Annotated in this window: 21 protein-coding genes; 5 read left to right on the forward strand and 16 right to left on the reverse strand. The window is 31.4% G+C overall.

What is annotated here, in order from left to right; genetic code table 11:
• Positions 1-5: 5 nt before the first annotated feature.
• Positions 6-566, forward strand: coding sequence for a hypothetical protein (locus D612_RS0113505; protein ID WP_017756015.1), 561 nt, complete (start codon positions 6-8; stop codon positions 564-566).
• 138 nt (positions 567-704) lie between these two features.
• On the opposite strand, the gene D612_RS0113510 is transcribed toward D612_RS0113505, so the two are convergent.
• Positions 705-1,559: a hypothetical protein gene (locus D612_RS0113510; protein WP_017756016.1), complete on the reverse strand. Its 855-nt coding sequence runs from the start codon at positions 1,557-1,559 to the stop codon at positions 705-707.
• A gap of 261 nt (positions 1,560-1,820) precedes the next feature.
• Here D612_RS0113510 and D612_RS0113515 point away from each other — a divergent pair, with 261 nt between their 5' ends.
• Positions 1,821-3,383: an alpha/beta hydrolase gene (locus tag D612_RS0113515; protein ID WP_017756017.1), complete on the forward strand. Its 1,563-nt coding sequence runs from the start codon at positions 1,821-1,823 to the stop codon at positions 3,381-3,383.
• Positions 3,384-3,483: 100 nt separating this feature from the next.
• On the opposite strand, the gene D612_RS0113520 is transcribed toward D612_RS0113515, so the two are convergent.
• Positions 3,484-5,112: a hypothetical protein gene (locus D612_RS0113520; protein ID WP_017756018.1), complete on the reverse strand. Its 1,629-nt coding sequence runs from the start codon at positions 5,110-5,112 to the stop codon at positions 3,484-3,486.
• Positions 5,113-5,329: 217 nt separating this feature from the next.
• Between D612_RS0113520 and D612_RS0113525 the strand changes: the two genes are divergently transcribed.
• Together D612_RS0113525 and D612_RS0113530 are read left to right on the forward strand one after the other, a co-directional pair.
• Positions 5,330-5,653 carry a hypothetical protein gene (locus D612_RS0113525; RefSeq protein ID WP_017756019.1) on the forward strand — a complete coding sequence of 108 codons (324 nt, stop codon included), beginning with the start codon at positions 5,330-5,332 and terminating at the stop codon, positions 5,651-5,653.
• Positions 5,640-5,999: a hypothetical protein gene (locus tag D612_RS0113530; protein ID WP_017756020.1), complete on the forward strand. Its 360-nt coding sequence runs from the start codon at positions 5,640-5,642 to the stop codon at positions 5,997-5,999. Before D612_RS0113525 ends, D612_RS0113530 begins: the two co-directional genes overlap by 14 nt.
• A 24-nt stretch (positions 6,000-6,023) precedes the next feature.
• On the opposite strand, the gene D612_RS0113535 is transcribed toward D612_RS0113530, so the two are convergent.
• The 7 genes from D612_RS0113535 to D612_RS0113565 form a co-directional block, all read right to left on the reverse strand.
• Positions 6,024-7,658 carry a recombinase family protein gene (locus D612_RS0113535; RefSeq protein ID WP_017756021.1) on the reverse strand — a complete coding sequence of 545 codons (1,635 nt, stop codon included), beginning with the start codon at positions 7,656-7,658 and terminating at the stop codon, positions 6,024-6,026.
• Between the two features lie 107 nt (positions 7,659-7,765).
• A complete protein-coding gene (locus D612_RS19515) occupies positions 7,766-7,942 on the reverse strand; it encodes a hypothetical protein (protein WP_017756022.1) in 177 nt (58 codons plus the stop codon).
• An 868-nt stretch (positions 7,943-8,810) separates the two neighbouring features.
• Complete coding sequence (locus D612_RS19520) at positions 8,811-8,972, reverse strand: hypothetical protein (protein WP_017756023.1); 162 nt, start codon at positions 8,970-8,972, stop codon at positions 8,811-8,813.
• 44 nt (positions 8,973-9,016) lie between these two features.
• On the reverse strand, positions 9,017-9,325 hold the full coding sequence (locus tag D612_RS0113550) for a RuvC family protein (RefSeq protein ID WP_017756024.1): 309 nt from the start codon (positions 9,323-9,325) through the stop codon (positions 9,017-9,019).
• Complete coding sequence (locus D612_RS0113555; protein WP_017756025.1) at positions 9,322-10,728, reverse strand: TOTE conflict system archaeo-eukaryotic primase domain-containing protein; 1,407 nt, start codon at positions 10,726-10,728, stop codon at positions 9,322-9,324. The genes D612_RS0113550 and D612_RS0113555 overlap by 4 nt, the downstream gene beginning before the upstream one ends.
• A gap of 488 nt (positions 10,729-11,216) precedes the next feature.
• Positions 11,217-12,128 (reverse strand): hypothetical protein, encoded by a 912-nt coding sequence (locus D612_RS0113560; RefSeq protein ID WP_154649490.1) that lies wholly within the window; start codon positions 12,126-12,128, stop codon positions 11,217-11,219.
• 106 nt (positions 12,129-12,234) lie between these two features.
• Complete coding sequence (locus tag D612_RS0113565; protein WP_017756027.1) at positions 12,235-12,636, reverse strand: type II toxin-antitoxin system PemK/MazF family toxin; 402 nt, start codon at positions 12,634-12,636, stop codon at positions 12,235-12,237.
• A gap of 545 nt (positions 12,637-13,181) precedes the next feature.
• Here D612_RS0113565 and D612_RS0113570 point away from each other — a divergent pair.
• Positions 13,182-14,060: a tyrosine-type recombinase/integrase gene (locus tag D612_RS0113570; protein WP_017756028.1), complete on the forward strand. Its 879-nt coding sequence runs from the start codon at positions 13,182-13,184 to the stop codon at positions 14,058-14,060.
• 35 nt (positions 14,061-14,095) lie between these two features.
• On the opposite strand, the gene D612_RS0113575 is transcribed toward D612_RS0113570, so the two are convergent.
• The 7 genes from D612_RS0113575 to D612_RS0113610 all read right to left on the reverse strand — a co-directional run bounded on the left by D612_RS0113575 (position 14,096) and on the right by D612_RS0113610 (position 24,260).
• Positions 14,096-14,542, reverse strand: a complete 447-nt coding sequence (locus D612_RS0113575; protein WP_017756029.1) for a hypothetical protein — start codon at positions 14,540-14,542, stop codon at positions 14,096-14,098.
• Between the two features lie 63 nt (positions 14,543-14,605).
• Positions 14,606-15,811: an alpha/beta hydrolase family protein gene (locus D612_RS0113580; RefSeq protein WP_017756030.1), complete on the reverse strand. Its 1,206-nt coding sequence runs from the start codon at positions 15,809-15,811 to the stop codon at positions 14,606-14,608.
• A 99-nt stretch (positions 15,812-15,910) separates the two neighbouring features.
• Positions 15,911-16,390, reverse strand: a complete 480-nt coding sequence (locus tag D612_RS0113585; RefSeq protein WP_017756031.1) for a hypothetical protein — start codon at positions 16,388-16,390, stop codon at positions 15,911-15,913.
• An 839-nt stretch (positions 16,391-17,229) separates the two neighbouring features.
• The gene (locus D612_RS0113595; RefSeq protein WP_017756033.1) at positions 17,230-17,622 is read right to left on the reverse strand and encodes a hypothetical protein; all 393 of its coding nucleotides are present in this window, start codon (positions 17,620-17,622) and stop codon (positions 17,230-17,232) included.
• A 119-nt stretch (positions 17,623-17,741) separates the two neighbouring features.
• Positions 17,742-18,653: a nucleotidyl transferase AbiEii/AbiGii toxin family protein gene (locus D612_RS0113600; protein ID WP_017756034.1), complete on the reverse strand. Its 912-nt coding sequence runs from the start codon at positions 18,651-18,653 to the stop codon at positions 17,742-17,744.
• Positions 18,653-19,261, reverse strand: a complete 609-nt coding sequence (locus tag D612_RS0113605) for a type IV toxin-antitoxin system AbiEi family antitoxin domain-containing protein (RefSeq protein ID WP_017756035.1) — start codon at positions 19,259-19,261, stop codon at positions 18,653-18,655. The genes D612_RS0113600 and D612_RS0113605 overlap by 1 nt, the downstream gene beginning before the upstream one ends.
• A gap of 283 nt (positions 19,262-19,544) precedes the next feature.
• Complete coding sequence (locus D612_RS0113610) at positions 19,545-24,260, reverse strand: DEAD/DEAH box helicase (protein WP_017756036.1); 4,716 nt, start codon at positions 24,258-24,260, stop codon at positions 19,545-19,547.
• Positions 24,261-24,690 lie beyond the last annotated feature (430 nt).

Raw genomic sequence — 24,690 nt, forward strand, 5'->3', positions numbered from 1 at the left:
ATAATTTGAATAAGTTCAAAATGTTCTTATTTTTATCATTATTAGTAATTGCTGTTGGTTGTTCATCAAAAGAAAGTGAGGTATCAACAGCAACCGAAAACAACGAAACCGAGCAGAAACAATCTGTTGAAACTGTAGCTACTGAAACTAGTAATAATGAAGAAAAATCAGAATTTGAAATACAATTAGAAAAAGCTGCTTCTGAAAATACAATGAGTGAAGAAGAAATGTTAACAGAAGGGCGAAAATTATTAGAATTAATGAATAAAGCATACACTGCCCCTACTGAAGAAGAATCCATAAAACTTATTGAACAAACATATGCTAATCTTGAAGTTTGGACACCAGCCGTTTTAAGTTATTATGGAACTGTAAAAGAATTAACATTTGATATAAAAAAAGAAGAAGTATCTAAAATTAACAAAGATGCTTTTTTATATATTGCCACAATAAAAGAACGAATAGTTTCATTAGATGGAAAAGAAGTATTTGAAGATAGTGTTTATCAAATAGAAATTCATAAAACCGAAATAGGATTTAGAATAATAAATATAAACGCTTATTAAGATATGCCATCTTATGAAAAACTTTATCCTAGATTTTTTTTCAATTAAACTTTCGTTTTTTAATATTCAATATTTTCCTAAAAAGTGAGAAAACAGGTAACAATAGAGTACCTGTTTTCTCACATAATTTTTTTCTTATTAAAATGGCAAAGGCTCATTATCGTACTCATATATAAAGTCTTTATTATCATACAAATAATTTATTAAACCTTTAGGATCTAAGTGGTCAAATAAGATAGTCTGCAACATTTCTTCATCAAGATATAAATGTACTGTAAGTAAGTATGGATTATTAACCTCAAAATAACCTGTATCCTTCACAATGAAACTTTCGCCATTTGAATTTGCGTAAATTCCCTTGATTACTCCATTACCATTAGCTATGGCAAATAGTTTATCGATTTCCTCTTGTGAATTAAATTCAATCTCAAGATTTAATAGGTGCCCGTCATAGATGTCTTCCATATTCACAAACTTTGTAATTTCGAAAGGAGTATAATAGTTTATATATTCGATTAGATCGTTTTCTTCTAATAATCGATTTGGTTTTAAACGACTTTCTACTGGAAGCCCGCACAAAAAATCGATTAATTGTGAAATATTCCTCAGTTCAAAAACTTTCAAAAGATTATTTTCACTGATTTCTAATGTTATTATTGATATGCTTAGCAAACCCTTTCCTAACCAATCGTCTTGATCTCTTATACACTTCCCAAAATCTCCTTGGACAAGATTAATATTTTTATCCTCAGATAGCCTTTTTTCTAGTATTGTATAACTACAGTTTTTCCAATCCGTAATATGGGCTTCCCAAAAAATATTACAATTAACTAATTCAAATAGCTTTGATAAAGTGGAATAGTCTTCGGTTTGAAAAGAAATAATTACGCCTTTCCTATAATCCCTTCCACTTAATTCACTGTCAAGCTGAACACTAAATATTTTATTATTTTCATTATAGTCCTTTAATTTCTCTCTAATTGTTAAATTCACGGCTATTTCTCCTCTCCATTTATTTTTTGTACAAAACATTTACAAATTATTATAATCCCCTTTTTAATTATTTCCCAAATTTGTCAGTTGTTTAATTAGACATCACCTTTATTATTATCACAGCTTAGCGTAAACTACTAACTATTTCCTTACTATTTTAGAAATTGACACAATTAAGTGAATTTATCGCTTTAAATTGGTATAGAAATAAATCTGAAATTTGCTAAAATTATGGTAACAATGATTAACTAGGTGATAAAATTGGCAACTATTCATAAATATAATTTAATAATTAATTACGAATATATTCCTTCTATTCATTCATCTATGGAAACTATTATACTTGCTCACGGACTAGGATTAGATATGAAGTCATGGGAATATATTATTCCGTCTCTACAAAATCAATTTAATATTTTAAGATTTGACTTCAGGGAACACGGTGGAACTACGGGGAGCTTATTAGAAACCAATTGGATTACTTTTTACGAAGATTTCACATTCCTACTTACAGAACTAAAAATAGATACTTATCATTTTATCGGACATGGTCTAGGTGGACACTTTGGAGTTGAATTGCTTTCAAGTTTTCCAAATAGCGCAAAGTCTTTTATTCTTCTTTCGACTACTTGTTATTTCCCAAAAAATATCGGATTAAAAGCTATCGATTGTCGTAAAAATTTAGTATACGAGCAAGATGGTTATCCTATAAAGGTCGCAAAAATGATGAGCAGCCAAATTTTCTACCCAAATACTAAAGAAAAAGAGGAATATTTAATCAAAGCTTTTAGCAAAGTTTCTGTGGAATCATATTTCAACATATTGCTATATATTCTTGATTCTTTATCATTAGAAAAATTAAAGAACATTAAAATACCTGTTCTGTTACTCTTTGGCGAATATGATAAAAATTACCCACCAAACTTAACCAATTTGAGTGCAAGTTATTTCCCTGATTGCAAGGCATACATAATCCCGAATTCTTCAAACATGGTTCAAGTTGACCAACCAGAATTAACTGCACAATTAATCAATGATTTTCTCATGGATATACAATCAGCAGATATTTCACATGTGGATTTACCGCCACATCGGAGTGAACTAGATAATGCAATTTTGAAAATTATTGAAACTGGACAACAAAATATTAAAAAAGGTGATTTGCTCCGCATTGACGCTTTATCTTCATTTGCAGTATTTTTAAACGGTAAGAAAATTGAAGGGAAATGGCAACAGCGTAAAGCAAAAGAAATCTTCTGTTATATTGCATTAAATAAATTTGTAAATAGAGAACGATTGTACGATGTTTTTTGGGAAGAAGTCCCTCTAAAAAAAGCACAAAACCATTTAAGGGTTGCGCTGAACCATTTGAAACAATTATTGGGGACCGAAGCGTTTGACGACATTTTTTCAATTACAAACAATACAATTGAAACTAACTGCGATGTAACCTGCGATCTAATTGACCTAGAGAATAAACTAAATGAAATTTTAGAAGAAACTAATTATATAGAAAGAAACAAAAAAAATAATATTTTAATTGCCAATCTACCTGATATAATAATGCCGAGTTTTTATTCGGACTACTTTATAGACTTAAGGAATGACATTGAAAATAAAATTGTCCAAATTCAACAATCACTTCTTGAATTTAATAAGAGCAAATTTGATTACACCAATGCAATTTTAAATTTGAAGATACTGAATAAATGTATACCTGATGATGAATCAATTATTATGCAGTTGATTTCGCTTCTTAAAAAAGTGAACAATTATCATGAAGCTCAAATTTGGGAAGAAAAATTAAAAAAAGTAATACATTAAAAACAACAGCACCTTTTATACTTATCGAGCTTTTTAATTATCAAGAAAAGAAGTCATACTTGGACTTCTTTTCTTATCTTCTAATAAAATTCGAATTGAATTAAAAGAGTTTTTTAAACGGGTTAAAACTATCAATCTTGTCTAAATTAGCAGTTACATAATCTGCACCGTAAGAAAATGCCACACTTCCCAATACAGCACCACCAGGTCCAAACAAGATACCACCTACAACACCACCGACAATTCCTGCTCCTGCACTAATAACAGTTTTTCTAAATATCTGTCTTTCCTTTATTGCTTTTTCACCTTCTGTTAAAGAAGGATTTGTTTCAACGGCAAGAATATCAACAAAACCAATTACGGCTGTAATAGCTATTGCACCATTTCCTAGTAATTTCCCAGCTTTTTTATACTTTGATAACTTCTTTAACTTGTCAGTAACATCTACTTTATATTTTTCCCCCAACTCTTCTACTTCATATATCCGAGCATTGGCAACCTCTTCTACAGCCGTATGTGATGCAAGAAAAGAAGCATTCTCACTTGTCTTTCTTAAACTAGACACATCCTTCTCTTTTTCTTTCTTTTCATGGTCTTCAACCAATTTTTTGAGTTTTCTAATTGACCTTCTTCTGCTATAACCTATTCCAGCGGCAGTTCCTACTAAAGTTAATGCAACACTTAATCCAACTCCATTAGCGTCTGTTCCATCTTGTTTATTTTCAATAAATTTATCTTTATTTATGTCTTCATTAATTGAAATATCGTTATTATTAACTGTCTGATCTTTATCAGCAATCTGGGACTCACTCTCATAAATCCCATTATTTTTTAAGAACTCAAATACAAAATCCGAAGTTACGTTACTCCCTGAATTTTGTACATCCCTCACATATTTTAACCAATTCTCACTTAAGCTATAGTTATTAACTCGATCAAGATATTTGTTAGTATCTTTGATAATCATCAAAGATAGGTTTATCTTTTCCTTTTCTATTTCTGGAACAATAGGATTTCCTGATATTCTTATTTCTCCTACGTTTGGATCCGAAACTTCTTTTCGCTTGATGTTTCTATTTGCCCAGTCCATTCCATCTAGACTATCTAACCATTCTAGATACTCTTGTGCATCATTTAATTCTTTTTTATATCTTGGGATATTTCCCTGAAATTCGAGTAATAGTCTCTGAAGTTCTAAATAATGTTGTTGTGTTACATATTGTGGCTTACCTACTACATCTAATACATTATTTCCTTGATTACTTATATATACAAGTGGTACAGAATTCTGGGTAATATCCTCACCAAAAGGAGCATAATCACCCTCATACAAAGAAATCATCAATGTTGATAACACATTTATATTCGCTGCCCATTGATAAACAGAAGCGTCAACTAAATTGTTTTTTTCTTGAAATCGTACTACTTCTTTATTTGAATTTTCTTTCCAAAAGGAAAGGGGAACCGTAGAATAATCACCATATAATTCCCAATCATCTAAGCTTCTATTTTTAGTAATATTAGCTCCATCATATTCCAAATTATCCAATATCGCTTTAATATCCCCAAATCCTTCTTGTGACCAGTCCTGTTCTAGTTCTTCCATTTTAGTGATATTGAAAGATATATCAATTGATTTTGCTAATACTACTGATGAAATGTGAAATGATAAAACAACAACAATAATTAATGGCAAGATTTTTGAAAATTTTCCTGTTATTTCAAACAAATTATATACCCCCAGACTGTTCTTTAATTACTAAAATTTCATCTATACTAGTGACATTGTTTATTTTAATAATTTTGCCATTACACACCCATTACACAAAACAGTTCTGGAATTATAACGCCTTCTCCCACCTAAAGAATAAAAATAATATTTTGATTTTACAAAAGTTGTATCCTAGCTTATACTGGGGTCCAATTTAATTAAGGGGCTGTTTTGCATGAGTTATCATGATAAAATTGGTTTGTTTTTTTCCTATTCGTCTAAAAGAGAATTTAATGTGAAGTTAAAATTGTTATTAGTGTTTTTAAAAGAGAATAGACTTACAAAATATACATTAATTGCTGAAAACCGTAATGTAACTGATAACAAAGATGTGCCAATCAAAAGATTATTACAAGAAGGAATAAATACACTGGTGATAGTAGAAGAATTGGATATAACTATAAATAGAAATATTTCTTTAGAGGAGTTTCGTGATTTATTAGCAAAATATGATATCAAACTTAAATGTTTAGAAGGTGAGAAAAATGGAGTCGTTTGAAGGTAAATTCAATTTTGAAACTGATAAAATTATTGTAAGCGGATTAAGCTTCATCACTATTATTTTTTTTACAAACTCCATTTATTCATTTATTGCATATATTTCTTTTTGGTTTTTGTTAATAATTGAAATCAAATATAGAGAGATAAGAAGTTATGTAATCATTTCTACAAAGTTTATTTATCTCGGAAAATATTATTTATTCGGTCTTATTTGTATAAAAAAGGAAACTAAACTTACTTATGATGATTATTCGGATTATTTGAATTCGATTAAAGAAGAAGATCAGCATCTCATTCTTAAACTAGGCAAAGAAACCATCCTGCTTAGCAAAAATAATTTTTAATTATTAAAAAGAGAGGACAATTTATTATGTCCTCTCAGCATATTCAACCTCATTTATATGATTTAACGGAATTCCAAAGGTAGTTAAAACATCAATATTGCCATTTTTATCAACTTCAATTACTTTAATTAATTTTCTTAATGTGAGGTTCATTTCATCGAAATTATCATAGTCCAAATCTAACAATTCATCTAAAGTGTCTTTAACCTGTTGATATAAGACTGTTAAGTCTTGTTGTTTTTGAAGTTCAACTTTAAATTCGTTTAATCTATTTTCATCGCTTTGAATATCTTGCTCAAATTTTTTCCGTTCAAACTCATACTGGTCCTCATTTATTTTACCTAGCATTTTTTCCTTTCTTAACTCGGATAAGCAGGTTCGAATCATATTAATGTTTTTTTCTATTTTTTTTATTTTTGATGCTACGTCTGTTGAGTTCACCTTAATACTATCCTTGTATCTATCCAGTAATTGTTCCGCAGAAGTAACCATTTTTAATCTGTTTGATATTTGATTTATTAAGTCATCACGAAACGAAAAATATGGCAACCAGTAGTTATTATCACAGCCTGCGTCTCCTTGTCTTCTTCTTTGAGAACAGGTTAAATATCGATACTCTCGACCATCATTGGGGTTCTTGCCATTTTTACATTTCATGCTAACCATAGACGCTCCGCAATGTTTACATTTTATCATTCCAGCAAACACGTTTATGCGATTACGAACTCCGCCACGTCGCCCCCCACCTCTTTCAAGTCGAATCTGTTGAGCTGCATTAAATATTTCTTCATCAATTATTGGTTGGTGAGTTTGTTGTTCACGTGATCGTAGCCATTCTGATTGATCTTTTTGAATCTGAACTTTTTTTCTAAGTGAAGTGTCATTACTATCTATATAAACTTTCTTTACTTCATATTTGCTAAAAACATTCCTTCCTATATAAGCCTCATTTTGTAAAATCCGTTGGATAGTTGTAATCCCCCATTTCTTCTTTTTTGGAGATTCAACTTTCTGCACATTATTTAAATAATTAACAATTTCCTTTTCGCCCAATTTATTTGAGGTGTACAACTGAAATATTTTCTGAACAATGTGCATCGTATTTTCATCTGGCTCCAACGTTTTTCTTCCATTTATAACTCTTTTTTTATAACCAAATGGTGGGATACTACCTGTAAAATTACCTTTTAAACCAGATTGGCGTTTTCCACGTTTTGAACTATAACTAATCTGTTCACTTAGTTTTTGATTCACCGCCGAGATTATCGTAAATTTAAGCTCATCTTTATCAATTTCTGAATCATATCCTTCGTCAATTGATATTAAACGAATTCCAAAAGCATCAACTAAGCGACGTTTAAGGGCAAGTGCATCACCTGTATCACGAGCAAATCGTGAAAGAGAGGCAAATAAAATACTATCAAACATCCCTTTTCTTGCATCAATCATTAATTCCTGTATAGCTGGTCTATCTGTAATTGTAGTTCCTGTGTCACTATCTCTATAAATATACTCTTCATGAACTTCTAAGCCTTCCTGATTGGCCCTATCCTTACATACTCCAATTTGGTGTTCTGGACTATCTTTCTGACTCATTTTCGTTGTACTAACACGAACATAAATTGCTGTTCTTTTTGATACATCTCTTTTGTTTCTCATTTTTATTTTCCTCCTATTATGAAAGCAATCCCCTTTGAATAAACAACTCAAAGGGGATTGACTTACAAACTATATAATTCAAACCTTACTAATCTAAGAATTGATTATTAAACTGCACGTCCATATGCTGATATTTTTTTTACACGTGTATTTCCATTCAAATTAAAATCATCAACATCTTTATTTATAACTTTCCTAGCCAAATCACCAATAATATCGTGTATATTTTGATTTCCAGAATGGAAATTAATTGTATATGATTTTGAATTATTACGCTGGCGCATATCGCATTCCCCTTTCTCCACTATGGTACTTATTATTAATTGTTATGTATTTTATTGCATGTACCATTCCTGAAAACTCCTTTTTCAGATATGTTATGTATTAATTGTAAAGCTGGATTTAAAATATTCAAAATGGGTTGGGATTAAACAACCACTTTATATGTATGTATTAAACTAATAGGTTAAAAACAGAACTGAATTATTGCTTTAATTCACTTTTTAATTCATTGTTATCACTCCTCTCAATAAATTCTTTCTTGGTGCGGCTCCCCCTTCGTAATTACCGAATTATCCCTTTAAGGATGGATTATCGCTATTGTCAGTTCACCCTTTGTTTGAACTGATTTGCCGTTCGCTACCCCTTCATCTTGAAAGGTTCATCGCAAACTGCACACCATTTATTTAAATTCTAATAACACAAAAAGGATTCTGGTTATCCAGAATCCCTTAAAAAATGAAAAACCCAAGGAATTCCAGAACCTATGATACTAGTAACAATTCTAATGCTATCCCATTTACAAATGGACACACTCCACCTACACAAATGGTCATTAATTCTTTTAGATAGAACAAATCTAAAAGATTAGCATTATATAATTGTTGATACTTTTTGTAATTAGCAAAAAGTTGCTAACTGCTGTGGTTTTACAAAAAGTAAAAGTATCACAGCGCCTCATAGGCACTGGAACTACTTGGGTATTAATATTCACAATAGATATTACTTAAATTTAATATATTACATAAATCACTCTCCAAAATAAGATATAAAAATATATAGTACTATAATATACTAGATTCGAATATTCTGTCAATATTTTTTAAAAAATTTCGAGCCACGATCGTTCATGACTCTACTTTCTGGTTCATACTATTTATCTGTATGAATTTTCATTTCTGAATTTGGAAATTTTGTTTTGCACCAATAAATCCCCATACCAATTGCATCAGATATATCGCTTGTAAAACCATCTGGCTTTCCAAGCAATTCATACAAAAATCTATTTAATGATTGTTTACTACCGTTCTTCAAGCTTAATATCTCCTTAATCCCTTTTGTTCGCCATATATGAACTTTTAGAGGTGGTTCACAAATAATTCCTTTCCGATAACACCAATATTCCAATGCATATTGTAGAACGCATAGTTTTTTAAAAGTTTGAACATTTTTTCGAAAGAAAAGTCCTCAATTACAACTTTACCAAAGTTAAAAATTTTATGAAGATCGTCTAGTCTTTTCTCAATTAGCAGTATTCTATCAAAATACGTATCTTTATTATTTAGTTTAATAACACCGTAAGTTATGAGTTCTATTCTTTTATCTGAGACATTAAAGATAGAATAACCGAATTGCACTAATGACTGATCACAAAAAAGCACTTTCATGCAGTGATTCCTTCTTTAGTTGTTTGAAAATTAAGGCTTTCAATTTGCAAATACGTTTCTTCAAATAATTCTTTAAAGGTATTAGCCGTTGGTTGCATTTCATAATTATCAATTCTTGGTTTTAGTAAAGATGGTACAAAATAATTACTCGCTCTTGGATTATAAGAATTATATGAACCAGTGCAAGTTCTTACTACAAAACCATCTTCTATTAATATCCTTAATCTTCTATCTACTGTGTTCTTACTACAGTCTGTCATTTTTGCTATTTGTCTTAATGAAAAATAAAATTCCCCGTTCTCATGGAACATACTCCCTAGTAATAGAATACACCAAATCACTTTCTTCATAAAAAAATCATCGTACATGTTAACAGCTTCAATGTCATTTTTGCTAACAACAATAATACTATTACTTTTGTGATGAAATTGTTTATTCTTTCTATATATATGTGCTATATCATTAGTTACATCCAAAATAATCTCATCTTGACTACTATTTGACCTTCCTTGTTTCAATTCATTTATTGCCCACTCAATTACTTTATCTTTTGTTTGTTCTTCACTATATCCTTGAGATTTATAGTATAATGCAACAAAAAATTGATAATAATGTCTGCGCTTACTTTCTGTCATTTCAACAGATTGCATACCCTTATCAATTAGTTTCTTACCCAAACTGTAACCAGGGCATATTTGTTCCCGAAGAGGTGGTAATTCACTTTCGGTATATTTTTTTTCGAGCTTCCTATGCTGTAATGTTTCTTCTTTTAAAAGAATTAATCTCTCCTGAATATCCCATCCAGAAATTGGTTTTATATCTAAGAAATATTGAATTGGATTTTTTAATTCTTGTAAGCTATTTGTTTTAAAGGTAGTACGAACATTAGCTTTTTTATGGATAGCAAAGGGTAACTTAATCCCTCGACTGTTAATATCGTTTTCAGGTCGCAACTCAATCTTTTTGCCTTCTTGACCTAGTTTACTAATAATAAATTTCCCAAATTCAACTAAATCATTTATCAGAATGGGTTCGTTAAAAAAAAGCCAAATATGCCAACCTTTCAAGCCGCTTAATTCGACATGAATATCATTTATGCTTATTCCCCATTCTTGAATCGCATTTATCATGCTATTTACGATGTTCTCATCACTTACATCTACATCAAAACATAAGAATTTTGAGTATTTCCCTAAATAAAAACAACCAACTGTGCGGGTTCCTTGCAAATGTGATCTAACGACAGAGTCTGTTAAACTTTTCTTTGAAGTATAATATAGTACTTCTTTTTCTTTTTTATACTGTTCAATAAAACCTTTACGTTGTCCAACTATTAAATGATTTATTTTTGAGACTAATTGCTTTTCATTTTCAGCAATCAATTGTTCTAACCTTGAATTCATTATAGCTATTCCTCCTTATTCCTTTTATCACCTTCCTTCCTTTATCAAATGTTTTGTTCCACTCTTATTTAAAAGCAAAGCTATTATATATCGAAAAAATCTTAAGTCAAATTCTATAACTAAAGGGACACAAGACGATATTTCCTTTTTAAAAAGCCCAACTATTAACAACAATAATCACAATACACCTAAAAAATAACTGTTTTAATTTAATTCCTTAAATTGAAGAGAAATTATATAATTATAATTGTATATTTATCGAGAAGATACTTAACAACAAACAACACTGTTGTTGTAGTAAATGAGGTCATTTGTTGTACAAAAAAGGATAGATGAATACAGGCATTTTCACCCTGTTCATCTATCCTCTTTTGGCTTATAAAATATGTGACATTTTATTTAGTTGCTTAATTATAAAAGTTTAACTCACTACAATTTTTATTATAAAGGGTATATCCCATACTAATCTCACAATAACATTATAGATATTACTTAGATTGTTTTGGAATCAAGTAATTATTCAACTGATTTACTAGTTCAGCTGGCATAATGACATCCGCAGATAATTTTGTTAGCTTACTATTATCGGTTCTCCATAAGTCATTAGAATAAGATTCCCAACGAGGTTTTTCAAATTGTGCCAATAATTCAAATAGAGGAACACCTCGTGTTGATGATATCTTATTATTAGTAGCAACACTATATGTTAACGGTTGATAATGAAAATAATCTCTCAAATAATCGACATCTTTTACAAAAGTGGTTGTACTTTGTTCTCCCGTTTTCACTGCATTTTTAAGAGTAAAATAATCATCAGTTTTATTCATATTTATAGTGTAAATTTTTGTGGTAACTGTAAAAGTAGCCTTACCATTTTCTACTGCAGTAGTTTTCAAATTTAGTTCGTATGCCTTATCTAAAGTTGTGTCGACTAGAATTACTTCGTTTAAATGGCTATTTTCTTCAAAATCTTCTTCAAATGTTGATACAGTTGTTTTAAACAAAACTTTATTATCCCCTAAATCATAACTAAAACCACTTCCATTGATTTTTTTTCCTATGGCAAAGTTAGAAAAACTATGACGTTGGGAATAATGTTTAGGTTCTAAAAGAACTCTAACATAGCCCTTTACACCACTTTCATCAGTATATTCTTTCTCAATAGCTAATTTTAACTTTTTTTCTTTTGCTAACTTATAACTATCTCCATTACTCTTATAAGGTATTACAGTCTCGCCTTCTTTGAATTTTAATAGTTCGTCATACTTCTCTACATTTTGAAAAATATTTTCAAAATAAGACCCTATTGTAGTTTGTGCTGCATCCGCATTGCCGACAGTACTTAACAAGAACACAACCGAAAAAAATAAAATTGTTAGCCTTTTTCTGATAATCATCAACGGTATTCCTCCCTAAATCAATCTCCACTTAACAGTGGTAATTTTACATGAATTAGCATTACAGAAAAATTACACAAAGACACAAAAAAATAGATTGAGTTCCCCCTCAATCTAAAATTGTTATCCCGATTCCAAATACCTTATTAAGTTTTTTACTTGTTTCTAACATGGTCTCACTATCCATCTTTGCTATTTGCTTTACTAGTCTCTTTTTGTCAATCGTTGATAATAGTAGACAGTTAAACTTTAATACTATAATTCCATAGCTTGTTCTCCAATTGACCGATTGAACATACTCACTTATTACTAAATTACTTTCTGCACCCATAAGACATATTGTAGTAGTTGAATATTTGTTTCCCTTATCATTTTGCACAATTAATACAGGAACTAAATCTCGATTATGTGGATCATTTCCTTTTAAGCGTGCCAACCAAATTTCTCCTCTTTTAACTTCAAATGTTCTAGTACCATTACTCTCCCTTTTGCTATTTGAAATAGTATTCATACTTCACAGCTCCTTTTTACAAAAGTTGCTGGAGTATAGCAGAGGAAAGTGATTTTTCAAAAATTTTTGTTCAACTTTTGAAACAATATTTTACCTATAACAAATTTATTAGTTGTAATCGATATTGTTGATATATCGAATGAATATAATCAACATAATCAGTTTATCTGCTGTATCTTAGCTATCTGATATATCTATTGTATATAACATATACAACACAACTCGCTTTTTTTTTGCATTATTTTATACTTTTATTAATGTTTACCCTACTTTTTCAATAGTATCTTAGTAATAAGTCTGGTCTCCGTTAAAAATTCGAATAGTAACCTATTAAACCACTTCTATTAGTCAACTACCTCTTCTTATGTATCAATACTCTTATAGATAATACATCACTAGGGTTACTCATCTTTTAATTATTATTATGCGATAAGAAATTTCTAGAATTGGAGTTTTGATTGTATAATTCAGGGAAATTTCAATAAACTCATCGCAATAAGTGATGAATAATCTGAGCGCATAATATTTCAGAAGGGGAGATTCTAATGAATTACATTGAGGACTATAAAACATATCTTGAAAACGAGGATAAAAGCGTAAACACAATAAAAAGCTATATCGATACCATTGAAAAATTCCAAGTATGGCTACAAGACAATTTTCAAATCAATAATCCGAAAATAATTGCAGTAAGAGAAATTAAACTTTACAGGGAAAATCTACTAACAAAGTTATCTCCTACATCTGTTAATCAGAAAATTTCAGCCATAAAAACATTCTATGAATTTTTGCTCGAACAAAAAGAGATTTACGAAAGTCCTGCTAAGAAAATCAAATTACAAAAGATCGAAGACCATTTTGAAAGTCAATATCTTACACGAGCTGAGGAACTAGCAATTCTCTGTACAGCTAAAGACATGGGGATAAAAATATTTGCTTTAGTGCTAACCTTAATGAAATCTGGAATCAGGGTCGGAGAAGCATCCAGATTAAAAGTGAATGATGTTTTTCTTAATGAAAATCCTACGATTTTAATTAAAAACTCTAAACGACAAAAAAGTAGATACATTCCAATTTCAGACGATGTTGCAGAAGCATTAAACGAATGGTTTAAAGAAAGAAACCGATCAGAAAAGATATACCATAAGCGTAGTGATTATGTCTTTACATCCCAAAGAAACGGAAAATTAAGCGAACGTGGAATTCAGTTAATCCTAAAAAAAATCGGGCAAAAGAATAATATTAAATTGTATCCTATTAGATTACGAGCAACTTATGCAAACAATTTATTACAAACCTCTGGTATTCCAATTAACATGCTTGCTTCACTAATGGGGCATTCAAATGTCAGTACAACACAAAGATATGCATCCCCATCCATGACAGATAAACGAAAATATATTGATAAATTAAGTGAAATATAAAAAAATGCAACGCTAAGCGTTGCATTTTTTTATAATTATATTACTTCGTAAATTCCTAGCAAACTAGCGTAGCCATCACTATTGCTCTGATTAAGTTTAAAAGAATCCCCTATGTTCTCTCCATTATAATCCCCTTCCCACTTCAAAGCATCTTCTTCGTCTGAAAAATAATAATCATACTCATAATAATTTCTTTCCCTTATTTTTTGCAAAAGCAATTCGTCATCAATATCTGCCATAAAAATTCTAATTCCTTCAAAATAACTTGGATTGTCAAGAATGTAGGTTCTAAGATTATCACCATTTTGAAAATAACAACTTCCATCATTCCTATAAATAAAAATAAACGATGTTGTTTTAGCAACAGTAAAATTTCTATGGTCCTTTACATATCTTTTTATATCATCTCTTGAAATATAATCATATAACTCCCGCTCAATAATATAATCAAATAGAGATAGATTAGGATTTTTTAACTTCATGGTACTTACCCCTTCCATATTTATAAATCGAATATCAATTTTATCTATATAAAACACCAATACTTAATAAGGCAATTCTTCGTCATCACAACTGACACTTTCTAATTCTGGTATATCGTCAATTTCCACATTTGGAATCGAAACCATATAATCCATAATCTCCGTTAGACTTTCCATATCTTTAATTGACTGTAAAACATCTAATTCAGGAAACGAACGAAAAGCAAAATAATTTTGTGGATAGTTGCTATCATCTCTGTTATCACACTTGTTTTTACGAATGATAATGGAATCCTCTTTAGAAGCAGATTTGGCAAAATTTTTATAAAATGTTACTTGGTGTTCACCATCTAAAAATCTAACCTCAATTGCCCAGCCAGTTTGTATTAATTTTGAAGCTTGCTTATAACGATCGCCAGCAAATCTACCTTCGAACATAAAACCGTCATAATATAATTCATCTTGTACATAACGATAAACATAAACTTCTTTCTTGTTAAAGTTAACCCACTTAACAGCCTCGTCTATTTCACAAACGCTAGTCGCTTGCGATTCTCCAAGATATATATGGGCAAATCTAACCAAAAACATTAATTCTATAAGTGGTACTGAATTAATATCGTAATCATATTCATATTGAACCTTACAAATTAAATCCAAAATTGATCTGCTATATTGAAACGGATTTTTATCGTCATTAATAATATCCTTGATTAGTTTCCTTCCAGTAGCTGTTAAGTCAATATCCTTAATAAACATGTCAAAATTTTCAAAGCACTTTATTCCATCAATAATTGTCATTTCATTCTGAGTTAGTTGTAAATACTTTTTTACTGTAGATAATCTAGATAGTATTGTTATTCCGTGTTGATATAATGAATCTTTTATTTGGTTTAGCGAATATTTCTCTCGCCATATTTCCCACTTGTTATATAAATCGTATTTTTCTTCACAATCGAGACAACACAATTTTTCCCAACCACCAAAGTATATATCTTCTCCGCTATTCAGGACTAAACTCTTACCACAATAATCACAGTTTTCATGGAATTCAATTTCAGGTTGTTGTTTGTCAAGTTCTTTGTTAAGCTCTTCTATAATCAAATATCTTAAACTTTCATATGCATCAATAAAACCGAGGTGATATGAAACCAATATCTCACCGTTATCTAACATGTCATTTTTATACCTCTCAGAATAATTTTTATAAATACCAACATAACGTTCAAATTCTTGGTCAATTTTACCAATTACAGCTTCTATATTCATGTTTGTTCTCTCCCTTATAATTATTTGAATTCTAAAATTCTCTCCCCTTTCGGTTCATCGAGAATTTATTTTCTATAATTCTTACTACTATATTAGTGACTATAAATTGCGGTATTCAACAGGACCATTTTTATGCCATTCCCCTTTTTCTTTATGTATTAGTGACTCATATTTATTATTATCACTAGCGGTTTCCACTATGAACCTAGCATAATAATATAAGTCATATTCAATATTCTTTAAGAATCTCTTAGCTCTAACAAATGGAAAAACATTCATTAAAACTTGATTTGGATCTTTTTTATCTGTCAACACAACTCTTACATCATTACTATCTAAAGCACCATCGGTATTCCATTTAGCTACCTTAACAGTGTTTGTAATTGTTTCACCTAGAATAAATCCAATACACAAGACCAGAATCTCATAAGGACAGAAGGCTGCTTCCATATTTATTATTTTCCCTTGTAACTTTTTAAGATTTTCCATACTATAGATTGGACTTAATCCAAGCGATTTCATAAAATCTCTTGCTATCTCTTTTCTAGCAACTTCTAAAATTTCATTAATAGTGTTCATTTTTTATTCCTCCTAGATAAATTAGAATTACTACTTTTGCCAACTTCCATTACAATCAGCCCATTAAAACTCGGTATTTGTTGATCGTAAGTTTGAAACTTAATTTCTTTGCTAGATTTTCCACAATAATACATTTAAAATCACTCCTTAAAATTTTTTAATAGAATTGGATTGTTTACGGTGCCCTTACACCGAACTAATATTTAGTTGTCAAGGAACAGCAGCTGGATTTAGCGAACGAAAAAAAGGGTCCGCTAGACGGAACCCTTTTAGAAAGCAAAAAAGGCATTCCGACAGCCGTAATCGCAAGCTAATTAAACAAAAGCAAGCTTCTTCTACAAATAGGCATAATTCACCTATTGGTAGATTCTAAATACCCATAGAACAATGGACATAATCCACCCCTCAAGGGTTACAGTAAAAGCTTGTTTAGTTATAATTAATACCATTTTGCGCAGGCGAAACCAGCCTACCAAAATAGAACACATTGCGATGTCTTTACGGACATCGGAATACCTTTTTAAATTAGTAAATAAATACTAAATATAGTCTATTAATTTTAATTTATAAGCAAGACCTACCTTTTATAAATATTTTTGGTTGTTCTCCAACCGTATTCACATTTTAGATCTAAATCATCAAAATTGTCAAGAACTTTTTTTAAAAAAATCCAATTTATTTTTTCATTGCTATTCTAGGTGCTTTTACAACTTTTTCTTATTTAATTATTTCAGATTCTTTAATCCTATCGGAAATTAAATTACTTTTAATATTCTTACTTCCTGCCAAATAAAATGGACTCTTTACATTTAGAGTCCATTTTATAACTTATTAGTATTCTATTTCTTGTTTCTTTTAAAAGCATATCCAGATTCGGCAAAAAACACCCCACCAAGTTTCCCAACATCCTTAAAGTCTCCAATTTTGATAAAAAAGTCATTATAGACGGATTCCATATTCCAAATAATTATTCCACTTTTATCGAAATTAAAGTGTTTGTGTTCTTCCAAACAAATATCCTCAAACTCTTTCATATAACATAATGGCATCGGTTTATCTTTAGGATATATTATAACTGCCTCTTGACCTGATAACTCTTTTAAAACAACTCTATACTCTGTTTCCCATCCGTACTTTTGTGGGTTCTTAAAGATTTTAATTTCATCATTAGAAATTTCTAATAAATTCTGTGACAATAGAAATGACTCGATATTTACCATGATTGGTTCCATACGTCTCACCTATTCCTTATAAGATTCTCTCAACTTATTAAAAGTTCAAAGAATTATATAAGTAAAAAGAAAATCTTACAAAAGAAGAACAAGAATTTAATGCTTGCGTTTGATTCCACTTACTTCCATTTGAGAAGCTTGCTATCCCACATTCTGAAATAGTCATCTTCTTTTAGAATAGACAAATAAATCGGATAAAGAAACTCACGTATATGTGACATCACAAGCGGAAATTCTAACGACTGGTCTGCTCCAATACGCCGCAAAAAAGCCTTCCACTGTTTAATTCTCGACAAATCATTAGCAAATTTTTCAGTAAACAAAGGATGTTCTTTTTCTAAATGTGTTCCTCGTCTTTGGAAGGTTTCTAAAACAGCTTCGTACATGACACGCCCATCAAAATTTTCGGTTGTCAATAGAGTAAAAATATCATAGAAATCCTTCATTCTACTATTCGCTACAGACAACGAAATCATAGCTTCAAATTTTTCCGAAATCACTGATTCTGTTGAATACACAAGAATTTGCGGTTGTGCCATGTTCAATAAAACTGGATATTCAATTTCCTGTGGTTTGGGAACAATAACATCACCAAAACCGATATCTAATTGTAAGACTTTTTTCATTTTTCCAAGTGAAGCTGGGATTTTAATACGAACACCTTCGTAATCAGCGTCCTCTTTAATTCGCTCAGCAGTAACACCCTCTATATCAAAACTTACTCCATCTTCTTCTACTGGGAAAGTACAAATCGTTTCGAAGGAATTCTTAATATAATTAAGGTCATTCGAAATTTGTTTCGCTAAGAAGTCAATGTCTTTTGTCGGTCTTGCTTTAAATTGCGTCAAGGAAAATAAGAACAATCCGCCTTTTAACAAGAATTTTTCACGGAAGTCTGAAATTGATAGCCGATACAAAAACCGTTCTTGGAAATATAGCAATAACAGTAAATCAAAGGATTTTCCACTTTGTTTAGATACATTCTTTAATCGTTCTGCAACCGATGCTGGTATGTTTTTTATTTCACCCATTACAAAAGCACCTCTAAATATTTTAATAGGACCGTCTTAATACGCATCTCTTCCGCACACGTAACTAACTTCGTAATATTTTTATCAGCAAGTTGCAAGTAATTTCGCAATCCCTCTTTCATAATGTCAATTCCAATTTTCTCTCTGTAGCGAATTATATCGCAAATCGTTTTTTCTCGACTATAAATTTTCACTCTATTACCGTCTATCTCAACCTCTTCAATTTCATTTTCATACTGCTTCTCTGAAAAGTAAAATATCCTCACTGGTGGATAGTCAGGCAAAACTGGTTTTTTTCCACCACGATAAATCGCAAATTGATACTCCCAAGGGTTGTGTGTGGTTAACTCATAGAAAGATAGTGCTGACAAGAGACAAATTACACCCTTTGGAACAATTTTGCTTACTTCTATAAGCTCTTCATGTTGGTTAAACTCATATTGTAAATGACGATAAAGTCCCTGTTTAATTTTAATAATATCTCCAAGTTCCTCTAATTGTCGGATATAGTAGTTACTTATACCTTCATTTGTCATGTCCCTAGTTTTTGCAAATCCTTTTTGACGGTCAAAAACTAGCTTAATTTTATTCCTAATTTCTTCATTCATCATTCTCACCCCTTACGAAAAGGTAAGCACCTCAAATTTGCAGCATACCTTTTAAATACCTATTCAACATTATATACAATATTCCTTTAAAATTCACCAAAGGATCTGCACATATTTTTAAGTGTAGAATAAAAATGAAAAACTAGATATTTTTCTTGCAAGCGAATATACAGATAATAAAATAATCAAAGGAAAAGCCACTGAATTATCAGTGACTTCAATTTATCTTTTAAACATATAAAATAATAAGGATTCAGTAAATTAGTTAGTACTATCACTGCCATTATTCTAAAATTTCAAGCGGTGGTAAGCTGTTTATCAAATCTACAGTTTGAATCGAAACGTTTATAACACGTAATAGCAAATCAAAAATGTAGCGTTCATCAGAGTAGAGATTAGGATCATCAACTATTCCAGACTTCTTATCTATTTTAACTTGGTACTGGTCGATTATCCATTCGATTGCTGATCGACCATTTACAACGTATTCATACGCCTTTTCAGGAATATTTGTAATAGTAATGTCCTCATTAAACACAATCTTGTCCAACACGCCATTCTTAGGGTGTTTCATCTTCTTAATTTTGTATGAAGGGCTGCTTTTACCTTCAATCAAAACGTCTGAATATGGTTCAATCGTTTCATAGTTTAGGTGTAAGTCAGCTAGTTTTCGTCCTATCTTAACGTATTGCTCTTTGTTTTTCAGTAAAGGAATACGTGGTAAAGCCTTCTTTAAATCACTAGCATATCTTTGTTTATACTCACTAGAATGAAGTACGCCATATACATAGTAAAACAAGTCCTCCTGCGACATATCAAAATAATGAATTGATTTATCGGAAATATTCGTGATATCAACAAACATTTCTGATTTAGTTTCAAAGTTATCAAATAAAAACCCTTGTCCTTTTTCCATTAAGTCAAAGCATGGTATTGAATCCAGTATTATTGCAGAAAATTCACGTTTAGCACCATTTCCTGTAATATAAATTATTAGATTATTTTCCCCCAGTTTTTCTTTGTATCTGCGAGTCATTTCTACAACAGCATCATTGTAGTAAAGCCACTTTTTTGTAAATGGACGATACAAACTTCGAACAGCACTTTTACTATAACTGACTTTTTCACCACGTTGCAAATAACGCTTCAGTCCATCACTCCATTTAATAAAATTATCATTCTTGTTAGCTTTATCATACCTTTTGTTCATATCAGCTATACTTTTTAACCGTTCAATTTCAGAATTTAAATTATCAATCATAAATTTGGCATTTTTTTCAACATTATCTTTAGAGTAATTATATACCCAACTGTCCCTGTGAGTTTTAACCCCTGGGTTCTTCTCAAGAAAAATTCCTTTTCCTTTATCATCAAAAGTTGGATAGAAATCTTGATATCTTGCATCTCGTTGATTGATCCAATCATTGTTCTTATCAGGAACAATATTATTCCATTTAATCCCTTCAATAGAAACACTTTGTTCAATTATTGAAAGTTTCTCCTCACGACTTAAATATTCTCCAATGTCATGATAATGTAGTTCATGATTACCTGAACCATCTTTTACTAATAATGTTATTGCAATAGGTGTTCTACTACCTGAACCAAAAATCTTTCCACCTTCTCTTCGGGAGGTTTCCCCTTGAGTACGCTGGTCACCACGGAGATTAAAAACATAAATGTGATTAAATTCATCATACCAAGACTTACGAAGGCTATCCGTACTTGAACTATCAATAAACGAACCATTAGTTACAAAGCCAATCACGCCTTTATCACCTATTCTGTCAGAAGCCCATCTAAAAGCACGTATATATGAATCGTACAATAATTTCTTATTGCCACCTTTAGAATCCTTTGCATAAGTTTCATTTATCGCTTGGTCTAATCGAGGATACTTTACGCTCTCAGCATTATCATTACCATCTGTTTGTCCTACGTTATATGGTGGATTGCCAATTATTGCAAAAATAGGCTCTCTTAGTTGCTTTTCAAGTCGTTCATTATTTTCACCAAACAGCTCGTCCTCGAAAGAATCCACTTTCTCAGTGCTTTCAAACGTATCGGTTAAAACAATTCCCTCAAACGGCTTGTAGTCACTTTCCATTATGGAATGGAAAGTTTCTTCAATATTGATAGCTGCAATGTAGTAGCTCAAAAGTACAATCTCATTCGAGTGAAGTTCCTGCGTATACTTACGCAACAAATCTTTTTTAGAAATCAAACCACTTTGCAACAACCGAACGATAAATGTACCTGTACCTGTAAATGGATCTAAAATATGAACTCCTTCATCACTAATCGATTTGCCAAAGTATTTCTTCAACGCATCATTAACCGAGTGAATAATAAAATCTACTACTTCAACAGGTGTAAACACAATTCCCAATCGTTCAGTTGTTTCTTTAAACCCAACTTTAAAGAACTTATCGTACAACTGGATGATAATGTCCTGTTTTGCTTTAAGATTATCGATTCCCTGTGCACGAACCCGTACACTATCATAGAAATCTTTTAAGCGTTCTTGTTCTTTCACGAGCCCCTGATCATCCATAATCTTTAACACAGCATCCATAGCTCTTGATACAGGGTTATCATTCGCAAAACTGTAAGAATCAAACAACGCTTCAAATACTGGTTTTGTAATTAAGTGTTGTGCCAACATTTCAATCGCTTGTTGGTCAGAAATAGCGCCATTAATGTTATGACGTAGTCCTGAAATGAATTTTTGGAATGCCTTATATGCCTCACTATTCCTATCTTCCAACATCACACGAATACGCATCTTGTGCTGTTGAGCAATTTCAGCAACGTCTTTCGACCAATCTTCCCAATAGCGTACATTTCCAACTTTCTTTACAATTTTCCCATATATCGCACGTTCAATGTCCGAAAATTCCGCTTCATCAAGACCAAGAGCCAGCTGTTCTGTTACTGGTTCAGCAATAGTAAATCCACCTTCGCTTTCATTAGGCGCAGAACCAACTCCAATAACTTGTAACTGTTCAGGTTTCTTCTTATTCAATTCCAATTTATTGATGGTTGCATCAAAGCGTTCATCTAGCGAACGTAAAGCATTAAGAACATCCCAAACTACTTGATATTTCTCATTCTTATCTAAAGCCGTATTTTCATCAATACCAGCTGGAATACCAATGGGAAGAATAACATAACCATAATCTTTCCCTTCCGCTTTCCTCATTACACGCCCAACAGCCTGTGCAATATCTATCCGTGATTTACGAGGTTTTAAGAACATTACAGCGTCCAAATCAGGCACGTCTACACCTTCTGTAAGGAATCGGGCATTAGAAAGGATACGACATGTGCTTGGTGGAACTTCCGCTTTTAACCAAGAAATTTTCTCATTTTTCTGCAACGCATTCATTGAACCATCAGCATGATCTATTTCAACTCGAACTGGTTCTGCTTGGTCGCCTGACCCATTAATATACATATCTACAACTTCCGTAAACATTTCTTTAATCAATTTAGATTCCCGAATTGTTCCAGCAAAAGCAATCGCACGTTTCATAGGATTGGCTGAAATCACATTAGAATTACTCCTACGTTTAATTAACCCATTCCAACAACCAATAATCTTAGTTACATCATCAAATTCAAGTTCCGTGTCTCGTTTATTCGCCAACAGTGTTTGAAAACGACGTGCAATTACCTCTTCATCAACAGCAAGAACCATTACCTTATAGTCAGTTAAAATTCCCTTATTTACTGCATCACCAAAGCCAATACGGTAAAACTCTTCACCATAAATATCTTTATCATTCATATCAGCAATAACAACTGACATTTCATCCGCTTTCTGCTTTGCATCTTCACCATAAATACGAGGAGTTGCAGTTTGATACAAACGTTTCTTAGCCTTAATATTGTTATTGCTATGAACTTTAACAAAAGCACTAGCTTCTTTGCCTGTTTCTGTAGCACCAGTTGTACGGTGTGCTTCATCACAGATAACCAAATCAAATTCATAGAAGCCTTTCTTCTGAGCCTCAATGATTACATCAATCGACTGATACGTTGAAAATACCACTAAGAACTTGCTTTGACTATCAGCTGTGTCAATATCTTTCTGACGTTGCAATAATTTTTGATAATCTGTAGTTGCAGGATAACCCAAGTCTGCTGCTGCAATATCCTCAAACTCATTTTCACCTTTTACCTTCTTCGTAACTTTTCTATCAGAACATACAGCAAAAGTATCCATATTTTCTCGATAGTTAGAATCAGCAGTCCAACCTCTCAAAGATTGAGAAAGCAACTGAATACTAGGAACAAAATACAATACCCTAAATGTACCATCTTTCTTCTCTGCCATCTTCTCAGCAATCACCATAGAAGTATAGGTTTTCCCCGTACCAGGAGCCATAATCAACTTCCCTCGGTCAGCTGTCTCAAATCCATTAACTACTGCTTCAATCGCTGGAATCTGATGGCTTCGTGGTTGCTTAGGGGACTTTAATTTAATTGTATGTGGTTTATCAAAGGAAAACTGTGACCAATCAATCTCGCTATCTCGTAATTGAGATAACCCAATACGAGCAATGTTTTTATCACGATATAATAAAGCATCATCCGCATTACTACTCCACTTATCCGTTGAAGTTACAATAATTCCTTCACCATAATAACTCTTTCCTACTTCGTTTAAGAAAGAATCAATATGGGACTTCTGTATTGTCGTTTCCTTCGCATAATACTTACATTGGATAGCAACTAATTCACCAGTTTCCCTATTTCTTGCAACTAGATCTACCCCCGTATCCTTCTTAGGAATACCATATTCTTCAGGAACATCTTTTAACATCCATACCTCATCAAATAGACGTGCATACATTGGCTCTTTTTTTAAATATGCTGTAACTAATAACTCAAAAAGTGTTCCTCGATCACGCTGAGACATGTCTTCACGTTCAAAATCATGTATAATCTTATCAAATGCATTGCTTACCACTTGATAATCTATCTTTTCTTCCATATTCTAAATCCCTCCAAACCACTCTACTAAAACACTATATCAATTATGCTAATACCTAATATTTTACTTCCCCAATTACATTTGAAAAACAACTTCAGTTCAAAAAACTTTTCGTGCTTTTCTGTAATATTTTAACATGAGTTCATTAAAAAAGTATTAGTAAATTACAGGAGAGCATCCATATCTAATAATGCTTTTCAGAACACATTGTATTTTTGACGGTCAAAGACAGCTTTTTTCTCTAATTTCTTCATTCATTTTTTTCTCACCCTTAACGAAGAGGTTAACTCATGGAATTAGAAGCATCTTTTTATTTACCTATTTAGCATTATGTACAATATTCCTTTTAAAATTTACCAAAAGGTCTGTACTTATTTTCAAATGCAATCTAAACATAAAGAGCGCTAACAATATTAATTTGCTAGCGCTC

Source organism: Calidifontibacillus oryziterrae (assembly GCF_000331575.1).
GTDB lineage: Bacteria > Bacillota > Bacilli > Bacillales > Bacillaceae_J > Calidifontibacillus_A > Calidifontibacillus_A oryziterrae.